The following is a 20,407-nucleotide window of genomic DNA, read 5'->3' as shown; positions in this document are numbered from 1 at the left end:
AAGGTTTCTTTTTATTTTGTAACCAATACTTTTTGATTTACAGGTGTTACAGGTTCTTCACCGTTTAATACAGCTAAAATATTTCTTACTGCCATTTCAGCCATCGCATCACGCGTTTCAAACGTTGCATTCCCTACGTGAGGCGCAAGTACCACATTCTTTAATCCTTTTAGCTCTTCTGTAATTTTCGGTTCAAATTCAAATACATCAAGAGCTGCACCTTCAATTTCATTCGTTTTTAGTGCATGAGCAAGTGCAAATTCATGCATAATTGGTCCACGTGAAGCATTTATAATATATGCTGTTTTCTTCATCATTTTAAACTGTTCTTCATCAATCATATGATGTAATTTCGGATTATAAGCACAGTTAATTGTAATAAAGTCCGCTGTTTGTAATAATTCTTCCAATGTTACATATGTTGCTCCCAGTTCACTTTCAGCTTCAGGCTTACGATTTGGCCCTGTATATAAAATATCCATTCCAAATGCTTTCGCACGCTTTGCAACTGCCTTCCCTATTTCTCCAAGGCCAATAATTCCAATTGTCTTACCGTGCACTTCGCGGCCCAAGAAAAATAATGGTGCCCAGCCGTTAAATCCAGTTGTACGACATAACGTATCCCCTTCAGGAATTCTACGTGCCGCTGCTAAAAGAAGTGCAAATGTTAATTCTGCTGTCGCTTCAGTTGATACTTTCGGTGTATTCGATACTGCAATTCCTTTTTCTCCTGCATACGTAAAATCAATATTGTCGTAACCAGCACCGTAGTTTGCAACAATCTTTAAATTAGGTGCTGCATCAATAACTTCTTTCGGCACCTTTGTAGAAAGTAAACTTAACAATGCATCTTTATCTTTTACACGCTCTGTTAATTGATCTAAAGAAATTAACTCCTCTTTATCGTACATTTCTACATCATGATCTTTTAATAGTTCTAATCCGATTTCTGGAATTTTCCCTGCAACTAATATTTTCGCCACTACTAACACCTCTTCTATACAAAATAAGATATCTCTTATATTTCATTGTAAGAAATCCACATGTAAAAACCAAGGAATTTGATTATAGTTTTGAAAATCGACACTTTTTTACCCATAAGAAAAGAGGAGATTCATCTCTCCCCTCTTCTTACGCTTTCTCTTGCGATTCTTGCCCAAGCTTTGCATCTATTGTTCCTTCTGCAACTGTATCACTAATTTGTTCCTCGATAACTGAGTTAGCTGTATTATTCGTTTCAGAAGTATACGCTTGATCTGCTGCTTGTACGTTTTGTTTATTTTGTTGTTTCGCCATTTTCCACCCTCCTTTTCATTCTTTCTTATTTTGAACAAAAAGGGTCGTTTTCATCAAAAAATCGTGTTTTATTTTGAAATTGTTACTTCTTCTTCAAGCAATCTCATCGTTCTTACTCGTTTCGTAAATGTAGCTATGTGAGAAATATCATGATTGCGTAATGTCTTTATATTCTCTTCCACATACTTTCCTAAATTATTCGGATAATGAGCATCTGAGGATAGAGTAATCGGCACTCCATACTTAGCTAATACTTGCAAATAAAGCGGACTTGGACACATTTCGCGCACAGGATAGCGATAGTACAATCCCGCATTTATTTCTGTTGCGGTATTTGTTTCCACTAACGCACGCGCAATTTCCTTATAATAAGAAAGCTGTTCATTCTCATCTAATCGGTAATTAAATACTTTTATGTTATCAAGATGAGCTATTATATCAAAGAGCTCAGAACGAACAGCACTTTCAACTGTAGCGAAAAACGTATGATATAAAGTATGTAACTCATGCGTATCAAAATACTCTTTCGTATCTGGATTATCAAATCCCCATCCATCTATAAAATGGACCGAACCGATTACATAATCAAAGTCTCCTAGTGCTAGCAAACCTTTTAACTCTTGTTCCCCGCCGATAAAATAATCTGCTTCAATTCCAAGCTTAAGCGTTATTCCCCGTTTACTCCATCGCTCTTTTGCATCTTCAATCGCCTTTGTAAATTCAGAAATAGACGTTACTCTTACTTGATCTAACCATTCCTTCTGTAAACGACCAAGCTTTGAATGACTAATATCTACATATTTCTCATAATATCCTTGCGCCTCGCGAAAACGATATAAATGATCAACAATACCAACTTCTTTTATACCCTTTCGCAAAGCCTCTTCTAAATATAAATCAATCCATTTCGCTGTAAATGGACCTTCCTTCACACGTTTTTGCAGGCGTTCTTGTGTTTTCATAAGCCACTCCATAGAATGTTTTTCTTCTTTAAGCGGTTCAAAACATTGTAGTGCATCATTTATTTTAGCAAGCCAGCCTATTGAATAAGGTCCTTCTTCTAAATGAATATGATAGTCCACTTTCATACATATCCCCCCTATAATGTATCTATTTCTCTTCTGTCCCCTACTCTCGAAAGCTTTCCGTTTCGTTCTTTCACTTCCTTCATAACATCTTCTAATGATATATTTTTTTCGGCTAATAAAACAAAACAGTGATAAAATACATCCACCATTTCTTTCACTAACTCTTCTTTATCATTATTTTTAGATGCGATGATTACTTCGGAACATTCTTCACCAATTTTCTTTAAAATTTTATCTTCTCCTTTGGAAAACAAATAGTTTGTATATGATTCAGGAAGTGGACTTTCCTTTCGTTCTTCAATTGTTTCAAATAGTAATTTAAAAACATTTTCCATATGTATCCCCCTATATAATTTGGTAGTGAAAACACGTTTTTTCTCCCGTATGACAAGCAGGCCCTACTTGCTTTACGACAACAACGATTGAATCTTGATCACAGTCTAAATAAAGTGATTGCACATATTGGACATTTCCCGATGTACCTCCTTTATTCCATAACGATTGTCTCGAACGGGAATAAAACCATGTTCTTTTCGTTTCCAGTGTCTTGTCATACGCTTCTTCATTCATATAAGCTAACATTAAAACTTCTTTCGTATCTTCCTCGATAACAACAGCTGGTATCAACCCTTTTGCAAAGTTAGCTTTCATAACCGCACCTCAACGTTTGCTTCTCTTAATTTTCGCTTTACATCCTGTACAGTCGCTTCACCATAATGAAAGATTGATGCTGCTAATGCTGCATCAACTGTTGTCTTTTGAAATACTTCTATAATGTGATCCACATGACCGCATCCACCTGATGCGATTACTGGGACAGAGACGCTGTTTGAAATTGCTTCTGTTAAACGAAGATCATATCCGTTTTTCGTTCCATCTGCATCCATACTCGTCAACAAAATTTCTCCTGCCCCGAGCTGGGCAACGCGTCTCGCCCATTCGATTGCATCCATCCCTGTATTAAGTCTTCCGCCATTTACGTATACATTCCATTTATCTTCTGCTACTTTTCTAGCATCAATTGCTACGACAATACATTGTGAGCCAAAATGTTCTGCACCTTCCTGGATTAACTTCGGATTTCTCACTGCCGCTGAGTTTATTGAGACTTTATCCGCTCCAGCTCTTAGTAAATTGTACATTCCTCTCACATTTGAAATCCCCCCGCCAACTGTGAGAGGAATGAATACTTTTGAAGCAGTTTTTTCTACAACATCTATAATCGTTTTTCGCCCTTCATGCGTCGCAGTAATATCTAAAAATACGATTTCATCTGCTCCCGCATCATTATATAATGCGGCTATTTCAACAGGATCACCGACGTCTTGTAACCCTATAAAATTTACACCCTTTACGACCCGCCCATCTTTCACATCTAGACATGGAATAATTCGTTTCGCTAACATAGTTTTGTTACCTGTAACACTTCTTCTAAATCAATCGTTTTCTCGTAAAGTGCCTTTCCAATTATGACGCCATATATATTCATATCATTTAATTTTTTTACATCTTGAATAGATGCGACACCTCCAGATGCAATTACACGAATGCCCACACTTTTTTGTAGTAACTCTAATTGCTCAAAATTTGGTCCTGCAAGCGTCCCATCTTTTGAAATGTCCGTAAACACAATCGTTTGAACACCTAAGCTTTCCATTTGCTTCGCTAAATCGATGTACGAAATTTCAGACACATCGAGCCACCCCCTTGTTGCTACGAAACCATTTTTCGCATCAATTCCAACTATGATTTTCTCCTTATATAGACGAACCGCTTCTTCTAAAAATGATTTATCGTAAAGGGCAGCCGTTCCTAATATCACTTTTTCTACACCTACTGACAACAACTTCTCCACTGCCGCGAGTGACCGAACTCCTCCTCCAACTTGCACCGGAATACGTACCGCCTTGCATATTTTTTCAATGACAGGTAAATTTACTGACTCCCCAGCAATTGCTCCATCTAAATCAACAACGTGTAGTATTTTCGCTCCAATTTTTTCAAATACTGTTGCTTGTGCGACGGGGTCTTCATTCATCACCGTTTCTTTACTAAACTCTCCTTGATACAGCCTTACGCATCGCCCTTCTTTTACATCGATAGCTGGGAAGATTTCCATGCTTCTACCACTCCTTTGAAATTTTTTAACATTTGCATTCCAATTTCACCACTTTTTTCAGGATGAAACTGTGCGCCAAATATATTTCCTTTTGCTACAAAACCAGGTACTTGCACTCCATACTCACTTGCCCCATACACAATTTCATTTGGACAATCTGCATAATAAGAGTGGACATAATATACGAAAGAACCGTCCTCTACTCCATTCCAAAGCGGTATTTCTCCATCTTTCTTCAACTCATTCCACCCAATATGTGGAATTTTATAAGGAACTTTTAACTTTCTAATGACACCTGGCAATAAATTTAATCCGTTACAGTCTTGTAGTTCCTCACTTTTTTCAAATAAAAGCTGCATTCCTAAGCAAATACCTAGAAGTGGTTTTCCTGAATTTCCAACTTCTTTTAGCACACATACTAAATCTTTTTCTTCTAAAATGTCCATCGCCTTCGGAAATGCACCTACTCCCGGTAAAATAACGCCATCACTTCTCAATATTTCTTCTTTGTCATCCGTTACGATGTACTCTGCTCTAATATATTTTAATGCTTGTTCCACACTGCGAATATTCCCCATTCCATAATCTATAATAGTAATCAATTACAACATCCCTTTCGTTGAATTTACACCAGTAATGTTGGCATTTTTATCGACTGCCTCTCTAAGCGCTCGACCAAATGCTTTAAATAGAGCTTCAATTTTGTGATGTGTATTGCTTCCGTATAAAATGCGAGCATGTAACGTAATATTTGCAGCATGGGCAACTGCTCTAAAAAATTCTTCCGTTAATTCTGTGTCAAAATCTCCTAGCTTCGGATTTGTTAATTCACCTTGAAATACAATATATGAGCGCCCGCTTATATCAATCGCGACAAATCCTAAAGATTCATCCATCGGTACATACGCTGAGCCGTAACGATTAATCCCTTCTTTATTTTGCAATGCTTCTTTCAAGCAAGTTCCAAGTACAATGCCAACATCTTCAACCGTATGATGCGCATCGACGAATACATCACCTTCAGCTTCAACTTGCAAACCGAATCTTCCATGCCTAGCAAATAAAGTTAGCATATGATCAAAAAAACCAACTCCCGTTTGCACAGAAACATTCGTACTTTCATCGAGCTGCAAACTTAATTTAATCTTTGTTTCAGTCGTCTCACGTGCTTGACTAGATTGACGCATTATTCTTCCTCCTTAAACCTAATTTGGATTGCTCTTGCGTGTGCATGTAAGCCTTCTTTATTTGCAAGTTCTACAATATGATGCTGTACACTTCTTAACGCTTCTTCCGTATAAGAAACGAAGCTTGATTTTTTCACGAAATCATCGACGGATAACGGAGAGAAAAACCTTGCCGTTCCACTTGTCGGTAATACGTGATTCGGCCCCGCCAAATAATCTCCAAGCGGTTCAGGTGCATATGGACCAAGGAAAATTGATCCAGCATGCTTTACATAAGCTAGAGCATTCATTGGCTCTTTTATGTGTAGCTCTAAATGTTCAGGGGCGATTTCATTTGATAAGTGAAACGCCTCTTCTAAAGAAGGAACAATAAAAATTGCTCCATTTCTTTTTATTGACTCACGAGCTATTTCACTTCTTGGTAACGTCTCTAGCTGTCTTTCTATTTCTCTTTCTACTTCTTTAGCAAGCTGTACATTCGTTGTAATACAAATGGCAGTCGCTCTCACGTCATGCTCTGCTTGTGATAATAAATCAGCAGCAATATATTCGGCATTTCCTGTTTCATCTGCGATAACTACAATTTCTGATGGTCCAGCAATCATATCGATATTGACTATCCCATATACTTCTCGCTTCGCTAGAGCAACATATAAATTTCCAGGCCCAACTATTTTATCTACTTTAGGAATCGATTCCGTTCCATATGCTAGAGCAGCAATTGCTTGAGCACCACCGGCCATATAAATTTCATCTACACCTGCAAGACTTGCAGCAGCTAAAATATGCGGATCAATTCCTCCTTGCCTCGGCGGTGTTACCATTACAATTTTTTTCACTCCTGCGAGTTTTGCTGGCAATACATTCATTAATACTGATGAAGGATACGAAGCTGTCCCGCCTGGCACATATACACCTACATTTTCTAACGGCCGAATGAGCTGTCCTCTAATTACCCCTTCACTCACGCAATCGAACATAGATTGTCTTGTTTGCTTTTCGTGATACGAGACAATGTTTTTCTTTGCCTCTTCTAACGCTTCTAAAAAAGCTTGTTCTACAAACTTACTTGCTTGTTTTATTTCTTCTGCACTTACACGAAAATCTTTTATCTCTACACCATCAAACTTTTTTGTATAGAACGATACAGCTTTATCTTTACTCTCCCTTACGTTTTGAACAATTTCGCTTACACTTCTTTGAACAGTTTCTTCTATTAAATTAGCGCTTTCTCGTAGCAATTTTATTTTCGATAAAGCCTCTTGGAAATCTTCACAAACTATCTCCATTGAAAGTCCCCCTATTTCCCTGACAAAATTTCTTGTTCCATCATATTTATAATACCGAATATTTCGTCTTTTTTAGTTTTCAATGCAGCCTTATTCACAATCATTCGAGCTGATATAGAGCACATTTCCTCAAATACAATTAACCCGTTTTCTTGTAATGTTTTTCCTGTTTCAACAATATCCACAATTGCATCTGCCAAACCTAGAAGTGGAGCAATCTCTACAGATCCTTCTATTTTAATAATTTCTACATCCTCCCCTTTATCATGAAAATATGTAGAAGTAATGTGCGGATATTTCGTAGCAATTCGTTTTTTTCGATAACTCTTCGGATTATACGTAGGAATAGAAGCGACACAAAATTTACACACGCCTACTCCTAAATCCACCATCTCATATATATCTTTCTCACATTCCATTAATATATCTTTTCCAACGACTCCAATATCAGCTACGCCATGTTCTACATAAGTAGCAACATCTACCGCTTTCACTAAAATAAATGAAATGTTTGTGTTTTTACTTTTAAACACAAGTTTTCTTCCTTTATCTTTGAGCTCCGAACAATCAATTCCAATTTTCTCAAACAGTGGAATAACATGCTTTTCTAATCTTCCTTTCGTTAACGCAATTTGAATGTTACGCATGAAGCCTCTCCTTCTTTCTGGATGATCCATTTCTCTCTCCATACATATTCCACTAGTGATTCACTCTTCGCCTCAACGACTGTCATTATTTTATTCTTGTTTGCAAATTGAAAAGTATCGTTTAAATTAGAGAATAAAGATAACTGGGCATTCTTCCCGTCCTTTTGAAGTAAATTTCGTAACCTTTCCGCTTCTGCTAATCTATTTAACTCATAATGAATCATAATATCTATTCTCTTTCGTTTATATGGTTCTTGCTGCTCTTGAAGTGCCTTAACTATTTGATTTACTTGCACCGCGAGCCCAACCGCTGGCATCATCTCTCCAAAATTTCCAATTAATTCATCATACCTTCCGCCACTAACAATCTCTTCTCCAATTTCATATATATACCCTTTGAAAATAACACCCGTATAATAATCCAAATGTTGAACCATACCTAAATCAATTGATATGTAAGGGCCATATCCTAACTGTTCAATTGTTTCATATATTTCTTTCACTCTTGCAATGGCCATTTTCATTTCATTACTTGAGGCGAGTTTTTCTGCTTCCTCAATAACATCTAAACTCCCGAATAACCTTGGTAGTTTCTCAAGTAATCTTACTGTTTCATCACTCCGATCTAATTTTTTTTCTCCGATAAAATTTGAGAGGCCGGCATAATTTTTACTCTCAATATATGTTCTAAGTAACTTCTCTTCTTCATCATGAATGGAGAGTTTTTTTACAATACATTTATATAACTGCACTTGCCCAATCTCAATTGTAAAAGATTGTACCTTCAATTTTTGAAGTGCTTGAATTACGCTTATAACACACTCAATTTCCGCTCTTACATTATCAATCCCGATAATTTCAATACCACTTTGTACCATTTCATTATATTTGCCAGAAAGCGACTCATTTGCCCGAAATACATTTCCACTATATGTCACTTTAAGAGGAGTGTCCCATCTCTGCGTTCCTATTACTCTTGCTAAAGGAATTGTCATATCTGGGCGTAAAACGATAATCCGCCCTTTTTCATCAAAAAATTTATACATCTTTTCTTCATCTATTGGCCTATTTTGAAATGCAAAAACATCGTAAAATTCAATTGTAGGTGTCCTTATTTCTTCATAACCTCTGCCTAAAAAAGTCCGTCTTAATTTTTGTTCCACTTCTTCAATTAACGTACATTCTTCGAATAAGTAATCCCTCGTTCCATTCGGATTTGCACGCTTCCACTTTGCCATCTCATTTCACACACCTTTCCCTCTCTAATGTATGCTCATTCCATTCACCTAAACCGAAAATAAAAAGAGCCTTGTAGAAAAAATACCTACAAGGCTCTTTAGTAGAGTGTAGGTACAACGGGAATAACCCTTGTGCCTACACGTTTTCACGTTAGGTTCAAGGGTTTCATGTATGATGATGTAGTTGTGTAAGCATTTTAATAGATTGTACGATATTCATAATACTTACTCCCTTTCTCCTCTGATTTTCACATAGTATATAACAGTTAATTCTGAATGTAAATAGATTTTTTAATATTCCGTTATTTCTTAATATAAGGCTATCTCTCTTTCATACTCTCCAATTTCTCGTTCGTATTGCATCGTAATGCTAATTTCATCTAGACCATTTAATAATTTCTCTTTCCACATTTTTTCGATTGTAAAATGAAACCTATGCGTATTCGTTGTAATTACCTCATTCTCCAAATCTACTTCTATTTGTTCTCTCGCATCCGTTTTAGCAAGTTGTTCACGCATTTCTTTATCCATTACAATCGGTAACATACCATTTTTCATGCAATTCATATAAAAAATATCTGCAAATCCCCCGGCGATAATAACGCGGAAACCATAATCAGCAAGCGCCCACGGAGCATGTTCTCTTGATGAACCGCATCCAAAATTATCACCCGTAATTAATATACTTGCTCCTTTTCGTTCTTGCGCATTAAGAGGAAAATTAGGATTTTCATGGCGCTCATTATCGTAACGCCACTCATCAAATAAATATTTTCCAAATCCCGTCCTTTCAATTCTCTTTAAATATTGCTTCGGAATAATTTGATCTGTATCAATGTTATCATTCATAAGTACTGCGGCAGTACCTTTATGAATACGAAATGGCTCCATCATAATTCTCCTTTCTAATATCAACAAAATGACCATATAACGCAGCTGCTGCTGCCATAGCTGGGCTTACTAAATGTGTTCGTGCTCCTTTCCCTTGCCTTCCTTCAAAATTACGATTTGAAGTAGATGCACAATGCTCCCCTTCAGGCACTTGATCCGGATTCATTCCAAGACACATTGAACATCCAGGCTCTCTCCATTCAAACCCCGCTTCTTCAAATATGTGATGTAATCCTTTTTGCATCGCTGCTTCTCTTATCCTTTTAGAACCAGGCACAACGAGGGCTCGCACACCGTCTTTCACTTTTTTCCCTTTTACAACAGATGCTGCAATTTCCAAATCAGATAATCGAGAATTTGTACAAGACCCAATGAAGACATGCTGAACTGGAATTTCAAAAGTACTTTGTCCAGGACTCAATCCCATATACGAATATGCTCTTTCATCATTTTCATCATGTTTTTCTGGTAATTTTTCATCAATTCGAACACCCATACTAGGATTTGTTCCCCAAGTGACATACGGTGCTAAATCCGTAACATTTACCGAAATATGTAAATCATAAATTGCATCTGAATCTGTATAAAGCTCCGACCATTTTCCCGTAAACATTTCATAGTCTTTCGGTGCATATTCACGCCCTTTTACATAAGAAAATGTTTTCTCATCTGGTGCAATGATGCCAGCTTTCGCTCCCCCTTCAATTGCCATATTGCAAAGTGTCATCCTCTCTTCCATTTCCATAGCATGAATCGTCTCACCGTAAAATTCCATTACATATCCAGTTCCAACTGCTACACCGTACTTTGAAAGGAGATGCAAAATAATATCCTTTGCATAAACGCCTTTTGGTAACTTTCCTTTTAATTCAATTCCCATCGCTTTCGGCTTTCGTTGCCACAACGTTTGCGTTGCTAATACATGTTCTACTTCACTCGTACCAATACCAAATGCTAACGCTCCGAAAGCACCGTGGGTTGCTGTATGACTATCACCACAAACAATCGTTTTCCCTGGCTGCGTGAGTCCAAGTTCTGGTCCTATAACGTGAACGATTCCTTGCTTTTCATCACCAATATCAGCTAATGAAACCTGAAATTGTTTACAGTTCTCACGAAGTGTATCCAATTGCTGCTTCGCAATACGATCGGTAATATTCCAAACATCTATCGTTGGAATATTATGATCCATCGTTGCAAACGTTAATTCCGGTCTTCGAACAGTTCGATTTGCAAGCCGCAAGCCTTCAAAGGCTTGCGGTGACGTTACTTCATGAACGAGATGAAGATCGATATATAATAAATCCAATCCATTTTCATTCGTTACAACTACATGTCTTTCCCAAAGCTTATCTAGTAATCTTTTTCCCATTATCGTCCTCTCCCTACTAGCGCTTGCTCTTCCATTTCTTGAATAACCGCCTTCGTAAATGAAGTTGTCGTCTCATCTCCCCCAATATCAGCTGTACATTTTCCAGATTTAAGAACTGCAGATATTGCGGATTCAATTGCATACCCTTCTCTCGTTAATCCAAATGATTGTCCGAGCATCATCGCAACTGAACGCATCATCGCAATTGGATTCGCTTTATTTTTCCCTGCAATATCTGGTGCTGATCCGTGAATAGGCTCATATAAAGACGGCCCGTTTTCCGCATGACTCGCTGATGGAAGCATTCCTAATGACCCTGCCAATACAGAGGCCTCGTCACTTAAAATGTCACCAAATAAATTTTCGGTTACAATTACATCAAAACGTCCTGGATTCCGAATTAACTCCATAGCAGCTGCATCTACTAAAATGTGCTCTAATTCAACATCAGGATAACGAAGAGCTACTTCTTCCGTAACAGCTCTCCACAGTTTACTAGATTCTAAAACATTCGCTTTATCAATAGACGTTACTTTTTTCTCTCTCTTACTCGCTAATTGAAAAGCATACGACACGATACGTTCAATTTCATGACGATGGTACGTAAGTGTATCCGTTGCCGATTCTTCCGTTCTTTCTTTTGGATAAGAGAAATAAATACCACCTGTTAGTTCACGAACGACAACGAAGTCAATTTCATCTGCGTTTTTTAATGGCGATAAATGTGCAGTTGCGCTTTCTACTGTTACAGGGCGAACATTTGCAAATACACCAAGTCCTTTTCTTAAAGCTAATAATCCTTTCTCTGGCCTTTCTTTCGCATCATCCCACCGAGGTCCACCAACCGCTCCAAGTAAAACCGCATCACTCGCTAAACAAGCGGCAAGTGTTCGCTGTGGTAATGGTTGCCCAGTTAAATCGATAGCAGCTCCGCCAAAGTACTCATCTTGTAAATGAAAATGATGTCCATATAACCTCTCTACCATATGCAATACTTCCTTCGCGCTTTCCATAACTTCCGGACCAACACCATCACCCGCTAAACAAACGATACGTTTTTCCAAGTAAAACACTCCTTTTTATCTGAATTTTCAGAAATATATTTTGATAAGTAAGGGACGAGTCCCTCACTTATCAAACAGTTACTTCACAAGAGTAATAAAAGATTTTAATTTTCCCGCCGCATGAACGTACGCTCTCGCCGATGCTTCTAATACATCTTGCGCAACACCAAAACCTGATACTTGATGAGTTCCTTCTTTTAATTCAACATGAACATGTGCAAGTGCATCTTGACCTTGCGTTATAGATTGTATGCGATAATCCGCTAAGTCACATTCTAATCCTAAAATTCTTTGAATTGCATTATAGATTGCTTCAATACTTCCAGAACCAGTTGCTGCATCTTCGTACATATTCCCTTCCTCATCTTTTAGTACAACCGTTGCACACTGTGTACTATTTGATACGAAGTGTACTTGCAATTGCGTAATGCTATATTGTTGTGCCGAAAATGCTGCTTCACCAAGCATAAGCGCACGTAAATCTTCTTCTGTAATTTCCTTTTTTCGATCAGCTAATTTTTTAAATGCTGCAAACACCGCATCTCGTTCTTCGTTTGTAAATTCGTAGCCTAATTCTTTCATTTTTTCCGTAAATGCGTGACGTCCAGAATGTTTTCCAAGTACAAATAGATTTTGAGATTCACCTATAAGCGCCGGTTCAATAATTTCATATGTCGTCACTTCTTTTAAAACACCATCTTGATGAATACCTGATTCATGAGCGAACGCATTTGCTCCAACAATCGCTTTATTTTTCGGTACAACCATACCTGTTAAACGACTTACTAATGTACTTGTCGCTTTAATTTCTTTTAACGTCATAGAGGACTCTGCTTCATAGAAATCTTTTCTAATATGGAGAGCAACTGCGACTTCTTCTAAGGCTGCATTTCCTGCTCTTTCTCCAATTCCATTAATCGTTCCTTCTACTTGTAACGCTCCGCCTTCAACTGCAGCTAACGAGTTCGCTACTGCCATCCCAAGATCATCGTGACAATGACAAGAGAAAATTGCTTTTTCATACGAAGGAACGGATTCTTTTAAGTATTTAAAAAGAGAATAATATTCTTCTGGATTCGTATATCCAACTGTATCAGGAATATTGATTACATTCGCTCCTGCACGAATCGCTACTTCTACTGCTTCAGCTAAAAATGCTCTCGATGTTCTTGTCGCATCTTCTGCTGAAAATTGTACTGTTGGAAATAATGATTTTCCAAGTGTAACCGAGCGATGAATACTATCTAATACATCTTCTTTCGACATACACAGCTTATATTTCATATGAATATCACTCGTAGCTAAAAATACGTGTAATCGAGGAGAGACAGCACCTTTCACTGCGTCATATGCTCTTCGAATATCGCTTTCCTTTGCTCTAGCTAAACTCATAACAGTAGCATTTTGAATGGTATTTGCGATACGTTTTACCGATTGAAAATCACCTTCAGAAGCCGCTGCGAATCCAGCTTCCATTACATTAATACCAAGTCTCTCTAGTTGCCTCGCAATTTGTAATTTCTCTTGTTCATTTAAATTAACTCCTGGTGATTGTTCGCCATCACGAAGCGTCGTATCCATGAACAAAATCTGCTTCATATTATTTAATCCCTACCTTTACTCGCGGCTGTACAAAAGGCATCATTTCACGTAATTTACGTCCAACTACTTCGATTTCATGTTCATTTTCTTTCTCATTTGTCGCCTGGAAATTTGGTCTTCCTGCTTTATGCTCTGCAATCCAGCCTCTTGCAAATGTACCATCTTGAATTTCTGCCAATACTTCCCCCATCGCTTTCTTTGTATCTTCAGTAACAACACGTGTCCCTGATACGAAGTCACCCCACTGCGCTGTATCTGAAACTGAGTATCTCATATTTTCAAGTCCGCCTTCATACATAAGGTCAACAATTAATTTCAGTTCATGTAAACATTCAAAATATGCAAGTTCAGGTTGATAGCCAGCATCAACTAGCGTTTCAAATCCCGCTTTTACAAGTGCAGTCACTCCGCCGCAAAGTACAGCTTGCTCTCCGAATAAATCTGTTTCTGTTTCTTCTTTAAACGTTGTTTCTAATACACCTGCTCTCGTCGCCCCAATTCCATCTGCATATGAAAGTGCCTTTTCAGTCGCAACTCCTGTTGCATCTTGATATACTGCAAATAATGCAGGAACAGCTCCCCCTTCTGCAAACGTACGACGTACTAGATGTCCTGGACCTTTCGGTGCTACTAGAAATACATCTACATTAGCTGGCGGTTTTACTTGATCAAAGTGAACATTAAAGCCATGTGCGAACACAAGAGAATTACCTGCCTGTAAGTTTGGTGCAATTTCAGCTTCATATACTTCTGGCTGTAATTCATCAGGTAGTAGAATCATTACTACATCCGCTTTTTCTGCTGCTTCCGCTACTGTATATACAGAAAATCCGTCTTCTTTCGCCTTATCCCATGACTTCCCTTTCCTCAGTCCAACTACTACATCAAATCCGTTATCACGTAAGTTTTGTGCATGCGCATGGCCTTGCGATCCATATCCGATGATTGCTACTTTCTTTTCCTTTAATACATTTACCGTTACGTCTTTTTCATAATAAACTTTCGCCATTTTCATTTCCCCCTATTTTTTAAATAATTATTGAATTAACATAACTTGTTTATCTTGTTTTTTCATACTACGTGTAAATGCTGTTACACCTGTTCTAGCAATTTCTTTCAAACCGTATGGACGAAGTAATTCAATTAACGCTTCTACTTTCTCCTGAGTACCTGTTACTTGCACCACTATGGAATCCTTCCCAACATCTATTACAGTGGCTCGAAATGGTTCAATTAAACTATATAATTCTGCTCTTGCTACAGACGTTGCTACTTTAATAAGTGCAAGTTCTCTAGCGATCATCGCTTCTTCTGTAATATCTGATACTTTCAGTACGTCGATTTGCTTATGAAGTTGTTTAATTAACTGCTCAACTTGCTGTTCATTTTCAACGTGTACAACAATCGTCATTCTCGAAATATCCGATGATTCCGTATGACCTACTGAAATACTTTCAATATTAAAATGTCTACGTGTCATAACACCTGTAATTCGATTTAACACACCGCTTTGATTTCGAACTGTCGCTGTTACAATTCTCTTCACCTTTTCTCCACCCCCTCCATTTGGTGAACCCCTTTCCCTGGTGCAACCATCGGCATAACCTTTTCAGATTGAAGTACGCGGCAATCAATTACGACTGGCTCTCTTAATTCAATTGCATACTGTAATTGTTGCTTTGCAAGAAGTGGGTCTTCAATACGAACACCTTTTATGCCATATGCATTGGCAAGTGCGACAAAATCTGGTTGGCATGAAAGTAAGGAGTGCGAATATCGCCTATTATAAAATTCCTCTTGCCATTGTCTTACCATCCCTAAAGCTTCATTATTTAAAATAAAAACTTTAACCGGTAAAGAATGCTCTTTCAACACACTAAGTTCTTGCAAAGTCATTTGAAATCCAGCATCACCGACAATTGCAATAACTAGTTCTTCAGGCTTTGCGATTTGTGCACCTATTGCTGCTGGAAACCCGAAGCCCATTGTTCCCAATCCCCCAGAAGTTACCCATCTATCTGGGTTTTTCAATGGATAATATTGAGCTGCCCACATTTGATGTTGCCCAACATCTGTTGTTACAATCGCTTCTCCTTTCGTAATTTCGTATAGCATATCAATTGCATACTGAGGTTTAATACGTTCTGCATGTTCTTTGTAAGAAAGAGGATATTTTTCTTTTCTACTATTCAATAACGAAAGCCAATCATTGTAATCTACTTCCCCTTCTTTAAAAGTGAGTATAGCTTCTAATGCTTGCTTCGCACTCGCAACAATAGGGATTTCAGTCGGCACATTTTTCCCAATTTCCGCTGGATCAATATCTATATGTGCGACAATCGCTTCTTTAGCAAAATAAGCTAAATTCCCAGTAAGACGATCATCAAATCTTGCACCTATATTAATAAGTAAGTCACATTCATATAACGCCATATTTGCGGTGTATGAACCGTGCATTCCTCCCATCCCTAGAAATAGTTCATCATCTGGCGGAAACCCGCCAAGACCAAGTAATGTATGAACAACTGGAATATGATATTTGCGAGCAAAGCTTGTTAATTCTTTCGATGCTTTCGCATGCAATACACCTGCTCCAGCTAAAATTAATGGCTTTTTTGAGACCTCAATCGCTTGTAATAATTTGTTTATTTGTAGTAGATTCGGTTCATAATTAGGCTGGTATCCTGGTAAATCCATTTGTACGTCGCTACATCTCTCGCCTTGCTCTACTACCATATCTTTCGGAAGGTCAATTACGACTGGGCCCGGTCTTCCTGTTCTAGCGATATGAAATGCTTCTTTAATAATTCGGGGTAAATCCGATGCTTTTCGCACTTGATAATTATGTTTTGTCACCGGCATCGTAAGCCCCATAATATCTGCTTCTTGGAAAGCATCACTTCCGATTAACGTTGTTGCTACTTGCCCTGTAAATACAACAAGCGGTAATGAATCAATCATCGCGTCAGCTAAACCAGTAATAACATTTGTAGCACCCGGTCCACTTGTTGCAATTACCACTCCTGGATTCCCTGTAATTCTTGCATATCCTTCAGCAGCATGAATTGCACCTTGCTCATGCCTCGTTAAAATATGTGGAATTTCACAATCATAAAGCGCATCATATAGAGGTAAAACCGCACCACCTGGATACCCGAAAATCACTTCTACTTCTTCCTTTTCTAGCGCTTCTAACAATAGCTGTGCACCAGTTGCCAGTTTCTCTTCCGTTTTTGAAGACATTTTTCTTATAAGCCCCCTTTTTTAAACCATTTATAAAATAAAAAAATCCTACGTCCACACTCCAGCTATGTGCTGAAGGGACGAAAGATTTCGCGGTACCACCCTTCTTTGCAAGATTACTCTTGCCTCAGTGACTCGGGATATGAGTCTAGCTAATAACGGAGCTACCGTCTAAGCCTAAACAAACACTTCAGCTTAGCACTCAAGGGTGATGTTCGTCGACGTGAACCATCGGTTTCCAGCAACCACCGACTCTCTGTGAGGCTTCATAGTCAACTACTCCTCCCTATCAACGCTTTATCATGTCATAAAGAGCTATTATCCAACTTTATTTTCTTCGTAAATTTTCTCTCCATCTTCTACAACTAATTTACGGAATTCTTCTAATAAACGATTCGTATGTGGCCCTGTTCTCCCTAAACCAATCGTTCTTCCATCTACTGTCGTAACAGCAATTACTTCAGCAGCTGTTCCTGTTAAAAACACTTCATCAGCCACATATACATCGTGCCTTGTAAATAATTCTTCTCTTACGTCATATCCAAGTTTTTCGCCGATTTCTAAAATCGCGTTTCGTGTAATACCTTCTAACGCTCCAGCAGAACTTGGTGGTGTAATTAATTTATTTCCCTTCACAATAAATACGTTATCTCCAGAGCCTTCAGCTACATATCCTTGGTCATTTAACATAAGTGCTTCTTGTACTCCAGCTAGTTTCGCCTCAATGCGAACTAAAATATTATTTAAGTAATTTAAAGATTTTACTTGAGGCGATAAAACATCCGGGCGATTACGACGCGTTGCAACTGTTATAATCGGAATCCCTTTTTCATAATATTCTTGTGGAAATAAAGATAATTGCTCTGCAATTACTACTACATTTGGTTTCGTACAAGAATCGGGATCTAATCCCAAATTCCCAGGTCCTCTTGATACAACGAGGCGGATATATCCATTAGATAGTTTGTTTTGTCGAATCGTTTCAACAACGATTTTCGTTGCTTCTTCTAACGTATATGGAATTTCTAACATGATGGATTTCGCTGATTCATATAACCGGACAAGATGCTCTCTCAAACGGAAAACATTACCGCTATATACCCTAATTCCTTCGAACACTCCATCGCCATATAAATAGCCATGGTCATATACTGAAACCTTTGCTTCGTCTTTTGGAACAAATTCTCCATTTAAGAAAATCCACTGCTCGTTCACTTGAAAGCGCCCCCTATGTTCTATGAGTTTTTTATTGTTTCCTAGTTTACTCTCCTTTTCAAATAAATCAAGTGAATTTTTAGAAAATTTTTAATTTTTAATCGTACGTACATCTTTGATTATATTGATTTAACAACATTGTTAACGTTTACAAAAAGTCAAAAATTTTTTTTCGCCAAATTCTACTAAAAAAATATTTGTTTAAAAGAAGGGTTTTCGCCAATTGATACGAATCTATTGTATTCAATAAACGGACGTCCGATTTTATAAATTCGGGAATATACGACGACTTTTGGTGAAAAAGGGGGAAAATAACAAAAATAACGCTGTCTAAAAATAACATTCATATTTTTCATTTAGTAATCATAATCCTATTTTTAAAAAACAATTTGTCAAACTGAAGGAGGAAATAACAATGGCATGTGTACAAATTAAAGGAACAAGACAAGAGGTAGTAGAAATGCTACAACTATTTGATCTAATGGATACGAAAGGATTTTGTAAATTCGATAATTACGTTGAAGTAGAACCAAATAGCAGGAAACATAACAACTATACAGCTTCAATCGATATTCAATCCAATAACAGTTCAGCACAAGATACATTAAATGATCAATTCGTTAGTCAAATGCTTACTGGTGTATATAACGACTAAACAAATATTCTCTTCCTACCATCTTTTCATAAATATATGCTATGGACTTGAGCATACTAGCAACTAGGTGGTAGGAGGTGAAAATTATGGCTAGAATTGGTGTTGAGAACTCTTTAACAGATGTTCAACAAGCTCTTCAGCAACAAGGACATGAAGTCGTTTCACTTAACTCTGAAAATGATGCACATGGATGCGATTGTTGCGTTGTAACCGGGCAAGATTCTAATATGATGGGTATTGCAGATGCATCGATAAAAGGATCTGTAATTAAAGCACATGGTTTAACAACAGATGAAATTTGTCAACAAGTTGAAAACCGCACTTAATCATTTTTATCACGTTATTTGCGAGCTAACATTTAACGGGAATGGTCTCACTGATTATAGTTTCAATTTATCTATAGAAAGAGGGCTCCTTTTCAAAAGGAGCCCTCTTTTTTATATTCACCTAACGGGAAAGTAACATATACTGGATGAAAGCCCTACCTCTCTCTCATCATTACGGTTCCACTGACCGCTCCTTGATTCACTAGTATACATATAAAGCTTACATATACAATTTATAGGGTTTGTTCACAAAAGTTGTTGGTAAGACTACCCGATCTTTCGCAAACTTTTCGTATTATATTCATAAGATTTATTTACTTTACACTAGCTTTAACCGAGACACGAATTAAAATTTTAACACCAATACAATAACTTGTCAACATTTTTTACAAATTTAAAACAGACATTAACGGTTTGTCTGTTTTAGAATGGAGCTTTTTCTTTTATTACATATACAACAAAACCGCTTACTAACATAAATAAGCCAACTACTAAGTTTTTGATATTAATCATAAATTCCTCTCCCTTATTCCACACATCATATATATTTACAGTTCAATTATTCCGATCGTCCTAAAGCGCACTTTTTCTAATATATCATAATTCCTAAAAAATGCAAGTTCACTTGTGGCGACCATTTACAAATTTATCTACAGTGCTTGGTACAGTATTTAAAGCCTTTTCAATTAAATGTGTACTACTATTGAGGTGTAATACTTGCACACCGTTAGAGCCAACTACTAAAAAAGCAACTGGGCTAATAGAAACCCCAGCCCCGCTTCCGCCTCCGAATGGATGACTTTGCTTGTTCTCTTTATGCTGCCCTTGTCCGCCATTATGTTTTTCAGAAATAAAATCCCCTTTAAAGTCACTTCCACCAGCTCCAAAACCAAAAGCCACTTGAGATACTGTTAATACTACATTTCCGTCAGCTGTTGAAACCGGACTTCCAACAATCGTATTTACATCTACCATCTCTTTTAAATTTGTCATTGCTGTTTTCATTAAATTTTCAATTGGATGTTCCATTATGTACTACACCCTTTCCTCATTATTCTTTTTTATACTTTCCAAAATAGAGGAAGTCATACTAAGTTTTCCTATTTTGAAAAAACATTTTTCACTTTCCGATTGGATATTACTCCCTGTACAAGTTCGGATAAAGTGAAACTTTA

The 20,407-nt window shown here is 37.5% G+C and carries 24 protein-coding genes and 1 other annotated feature; of the genes, 2 read left to right on the top strand and 22 right to left on the bottom strand.

Translation table 11 applies throughout. From position 1 onward, the window contains the following. Window positions 1–11: 11 nt before the first annotated feature. From V7038_RS14690 to ilvE, 20 genes are all read right to left on the bottom strand, one after another. Window positions 12–983 carry an NAD(P)-dependent oxidoreductase gene (locus tag V7038_RS14690; RefSeq protein WP_070138993.1) on the bottom strand — a complete coding sequence of 324 codons (972 nt, stop codon included), beginning with the start codon at window positions 981–983 and terminating at the stop codon, window positions 12–14. A gap of 148 nt (window positions 984–1,131) precedes the next feature. After that, a complete protein-coding gene (locus V7038_RS14685) occupies window positions 1,132–1,296 on the bottom strand; it encodes a YozQ family protein (protein ID WP_002158663.1) in 165 nt (54 codons plus the stop codon). A 68-nt stretch (window positions 1,297–1,364) separates the two neighbouring features. Next, window positions 1,365–2,384 carry a histidinol phosphate phosphatase domain-containing protein gene (locus V7038_RS14680; RefSeq protein ID WP_070138992.1) on the bottom strand — a complete coding sequence of 340 codons (1,020 nt, stop codon included), beginning with the start codon at window positions 2,382–2,384 and terminating at the stop codon, window positions 1,365–1,367. 11 nt (window positions 2,385–2,395) lie between these two features. Next, window positions 2,396–2,719 carry a phosphoribosyl-ATP diphosphatase gene (gene hisE / locus V7038_RS14675; RefSeq protein ID WP_002201196.1) on the bottom strand — a complete coding sequence of 108 codons (324 nt, stop codon included), beginning with the start codon at window positions 2,717–2,719 and terminating at the stop codon, window positions 2,396–2,398. Between the two features lie 10 nt (window positions 2,720–2,729). Next, entirely contained in the window at window positions 2,730–3,035 is a 306-nt protein-coding gene (hisI, locus tag V7038_RS14670) for a phosphoribosyl-AMP cyclohydrolase (RefSeq protein WP_335470652.1), read from the bottom strand. Next, window positions 3,032–3,790, bottom strand: a complete 759-nt coding sequence (gene hisF, locus V7038_RS14665) for an imidazole glycerol phosphate synthase subunit HisF (protein ID WP_016104289.1) — start codon at window positions 3,788–3,790, stop codon at window positions 3,032–3,034. The genes hisI and hisF overlap by 4 nt, the downstream gene beginning before the upstream one ends. Beyond that, window positions 3,784–4,503 (bottom strand): 1-(5-phosphoribosyl)-5-[(5-phosphoribosylamino)methylideneamino]imidazole-4-carboxamide isomerase, encoded by a 720-nt coding sequence (gene hisA, locus V7038_RS14660; protein ID WP_002201199.1) that lies wholly within the window; start codon window positions 4,501–4,503, stop codon window positions 3,784–3,786. The genes hisF and hisA overlap by 7 nt, the downstream gene beginning before the upstream one ends. Beyond that, window positions 4,476–5,105: an imidazole glycerol phosphate synthase subunit HisH gene (gene hisH / locus V7038_RS14655; protein ID WP_070138991.1), complete on the bottom strand. Its 630-nt coding sequence runs from the start codon at window positions 5,103–5,105 to the stop codon at window positions 4,476–4,478. The genes hisA and hisH overlap by 28 nt, the downstream gene beginning before the upstream one ends. After that, a complete protein-coding gene (gene hisB, locus V7038_RS14650; RefSeq protein WP_002201200.1) occupies window positions 5,106–5,690 on the bottom strand; it encodes an imidazoleglycerol-phosphate dehydratase HisB in 585 nt (194 codons plus the stop codon). After that, a complete protein-coding gene (hisD, locus tag V7038_RS14645) occupies window positions 5,690–6,979 on the bottom strand; it encodes a histidinol dehydrogenase (protein WP_002202660.1) in 1,290 nt (429 codons plus the stop codon). The genes hisB and hisD overlap by 1 nt, the downstream gene beginning before the upstream one ends. A gap of 11 nt (window positions 6,980–6,990) precedes the next feature. Further along, a complete protein-coding gene (gene hisG, locus V7038_RS14640) occupies window positions 6,991–7,626 on the bottom strand; it encodes an ATP phosphoribosyltransferase (RefSeq protein ID WP_002202661.1) in 636 nt (211 codons plus the stop codon). After that, window positions 7,602–8,864: an ATP phosphoribosyltransferase regulatory subunit gene (locus V7038_RS14635; protein ID WP_002202662.1), complete on the bottom strand. Its 1,263-nt coding sequence runs from the start codon at window positions 8,862–8,864 to the stop codon at window positions 7,602–7,604. Before V7038_RS14635 ends, hisG begins: the two co-directional genes overlap by 25 nt. A 309-nt stretch (window positions 8,865–9,173) precedes the next feature. After that, the gene (gene leuD / locus V7038_RS14630) at window positions 9,174–9,755 is read right to left on the bottom strand and encodes a 3-isopropylmalate dehydratase small subunit (RefSeq protein ID WP_002158674.1); all 582 of its coding nucleotides are present in this window, start codon (window positions 9,753–9,755) and stop codon (window positions 9,174–9,176) included. Next, the gene (gene leuC, locus V7038_RS14625; RefSeq protein WP_335470648.1) at window positions 9,733–11,127 is read right to left on the bottom strand and encodes a 3-isopropylmalate dehydratase large subunit; all 1,395 of its coding nucleotides are present in this window, start codon (window positions 11,125–11,127) and stop codon (window positions 9,733–9,735) included. Before leuC ends, leuD begins: the two co-directional genes overlap by 23 nt. Continuing rightward, entirely contained in the window at window positions 11,127–12,191 is a 1,065-nt protein-coding gene (gene leuB, locus V7038_RS14620) for a 3-isopropylmalate dehydrogenase (RefSeq protein WP_002158676.1), read from the bottom strand. The genes leuC and leuB overlap by 1 nt, the downstream gene beginning before the upstream one ends. Before the next feature lie 78 nt (window positions 12,192–12,269). Beyond that, a complete protein-coding gene (gene leuA / locus V7038_RS14615; protein WP_002158677.1) occupies window positions 12,270–13,790 on the bottom strand; it encodes a 2-isopropylmalate synthase in 1,521 nt (506 codons plus the stop codon). 1 nt (window position 13,791) lies between these two features. Continuing rightward, window positions 13,792–14,802, bottom strand: a complete 1,011-nt coding sequence (ilvC, locus tag V7038_RS14610) for a ketol-acid reductoisomerase (RefSeq protein ID WP_070146347.1) — start codon at window positions 14,800–14,802, stop codon at window positions 13,792–13,794. A gap of 27 nt (window positions 14,803–14,829) precedes the next feature. Beyond that, window positions 14,830–15,339 (bottom strand): acetolactate synthase small subunit, encoded by a 510-nt coding sequence (gene ilvN, locus V7038_RS14605; protein ID WP_000822949.1) that lies wholly within the window; start codon window positions 15,337–15,339, stop codon window positions 14,830–14,832. Then, complete coding sequence (gene ilvB, locus V7038_RS14600) at window positions 15,336–17,036, bottom strand: acetolactate synthase large subunit (protein WP_002158679.1); 1,701 nt, start codon at window positions 17,034–17,036, stop codon at window positions 15,336–15,338. Before ilvB ends, ilvN begins: the two co-directional genes overlap by 4 nt. A gap of 73 nt (window positions 17,037–17,109) precedes the next feature. Next, window positions 17,110–17,338 (bottom strand) — a binding site (T-box leader). 16 nt (window positions 17,339–17,354) lie between these two features. Next, complete coding sequence (gene ilvE / locus V7038_RS14595) at window positions 17,355–18,251, bottom strand: branched-chain-amino-acid transaminase (protein WP_002011723.1); 897 nt, start codon at window positions 18,249–18,251, stop codon at window positions 17,355–17,357. 415 nt (window positions 18,252–18,666) lie between these two features. Here ilvE and V7038_RS14590 point away from each other — a divergent pair, with 415 nt between their 5' ends. Together V7038_RS14590 and V7038_RS14585 are read left to right on the top strand one after the other, a co-directional pair. Further along, window positions 18,667–18,906, top strand: coding sequence for a DUF3911 family protein (locus tag V7038_RS14590; RefSeq protein ID WP_002011724.1), 240 nt, complete (start codon window positions 18,667–18,669; stop codon window positions 18,904–18,906). A gap of 86 nt (window positions 18,907–18,992) precedes the next feature. Next, on the top strand, window positions 18,993–19,232 hold the full coding sequence (locus tag V7038_RS14585; RefSeq protein WP_002158681.1) for a YkuS family protein: 240 nt from the start codon (window positions 18,993–18,995) through the stop codon (window positions 19,230–19,232). Between the two features lie 423 nt (window positions 19,233–19,655). Here the strand turns inward: V7038_RS14585 and V7038_RS14580 are convergent, their stop codons facing one another. Both V7038_RS14580 and ytfJ read right to left on the bottom strand, forming a co-directional pair. Further along, window positions 19,656–19,745 (bottom strand): hypothetical protein, encoded by a 90-nt coding sequence (locus V7038_RS14580; RefSeq protein WP_000608227.1) that lies wholly within the window; start codon window positions 19,743–19,745, stop codon window positions 19,656–19,658. Between the two features lie 108 nt (window positions 19,746–19,853). Further along, window positions 19,854–20,261 carry a GerW family sporulation protein gene (gene ytfJ, locus V7038_RS14575; RefSeq protein WP_002158682.1) on the bottom strand — a complete coding sequence of 136 codons (408 nt, stop codon included), beginning with the start codon at window positions 20,259–20,261 and terminating at the stop codon, window positions 19,854–19,856. Window positions 20,262–20,407: the final 146 nt, after the last annotated feature.

It is taken from the genome of Bacillus sp. JJ783 (assembly GCF_036963225.1).
Lineage (GTDB): Bacteria > Bacillota > Bacilli > Bacillales > Bacillaceae_G > Bacillus_A > Bacillus_A cereus_U.
This window is presented reverse-complemented; position numbering and strand designations above follow the sequence as displayed.

What these genes read in the sequence shown, in the direction of transcription:
- V7038_RS14685 (WP_002158663.1), bottom strand. Translation starts at nt 1,296, where the DNA reads ATGGCGAAACAACAAAATAAACAAAACGTACAAGCAGCAGATCAAGCG.
- V7038_RS14680 (WP_070138992.1), bottom strand. Translation starts at nt 2,384, where the DNA reads ATGAAAGTGGACTATCATATTCATTTAGAAGAAGGACCTTATTCAATA.
- hisE (WP_002201196.1), bottom strand. Translation starts at nt 2,719, where the DNA reads ATGGAAAATGTTTTTAAATTACTATTTGAAACAATTGAAGAACGAAAG.
- hisI (WP_335470652.1), bottom strand. Translation starts at nt 3,035, where the DNA reads ATGAAAGCTAACTTTGCAAAAGGGTTGATACCAGCTGTTGTTATCGAG.
- hisF (WP_016104289.1), bottom strand. Translation starts at nt 3,790, where the DNA reads ATGTTAGCGAAACGAATTATTCCATGTCTAGATGTGAAAGATGGGCGG.
- hisA (WP_002201199.1), bottom strand. Translation starts at nt 4,503, where the DNA reads ATGGAAATCTTCCCAGCTATCGATGTAAAAGAAGGGCGATGCGTAAGG.
- hisB (WP_002201200.1), bottom strand. Translation starts at nt 5,690, where the DNA reads ATGCGTCAATCTAGTCAAGCACGTGAGACGACTGAAACAAAGATTAAA.
- hisD (WP_002202660.1), bottom strand. Translation starts at nt 6,979, where the DNA reads ATGGAGATAGTTTGTGAAGATTTCCAAGAGGCTTTATCGAAAATAAAA.
- hisG (WP_002202661.1), bottom strand. Translation starts at nt 7,626, where the DNA reads ATGCGTAACATTCAAATTGCGTTAACGAAAGGAAGATTAGAAAAGCAT.
- V7038_RS14635 (WP_002202662.1), bottom strand. Translation starts at nt 8,864, where the DNA reads ATGGCAAAGTGGAAGCGTGCAAATCCGAATGGAACGAGGGATTACTTA.
- leuD (WP_002158674.1), bottom strand. Translation starts at nt 9,755, where the DNA reads ATGGAGCCATTTCGTATTCATAAAGGTACTGCCGCAGTACTTATGAAT.
- leuC (WP_335470648.1), bottom strand. Translation starts at nt 11,127, where the DNA reads ATGGGAAAAAGATTACTAGATAAGCTTTGGGAAAGACATGTAGTTGTA.
- leuA (WP_002158677.1), bottom strand. Translation starts at nt 13,790, where the DNA reads ATGAAGCAGATTTTGTTCATGGATACGACGCTTCGTGATGGCGAACAA.
- ilvC (WP_070146347.1), bottom strand. Translation starts at nt 14,802, where the DNA reads ATGGCGAAAGTTTATTATGAAAAAGACGTAACGGTAAATGTATTAAAG.
- ilvB (WP_002158679.1), bottom strand. Translation starts at nt 17,036, where the DNA reads ATGTCTTCAAAAACGGAAGAGAAACTGGCAACTGGTGCACAGCTATTG.
- V7038_RS14590 (WP_002011724.1), top strand. Translation starts at nt 18,667, where the DNA reads ATGGCATGTGTACAAATTAAAGGAACAAGACAAGAGGTAGTAGAAATG.
- V7038_RS14585 (WP_002158681.1), top strand. Translation starts at nt 18,993, where the DNA reads ATGGCTAGAATTGGTGTTGAGAACTCTTTAACAGATGTTCAACAAGCT.
- V7038_RS14580 (WP_000608227.1), bottom strand. Translation starts at nt 19,745, where the DNA reads ATGATTAATATCAAAAACTTAGTAGTTGGCTTATTTATGTTAGTAAGC.
- ytfJ (WP_002158682.1), bottom strand. Translation starts at nt 20,261, where the DNA reads ATGGAACATCCAATTGAAAATTTAATGAAAACAGCAATGACAAATTTA.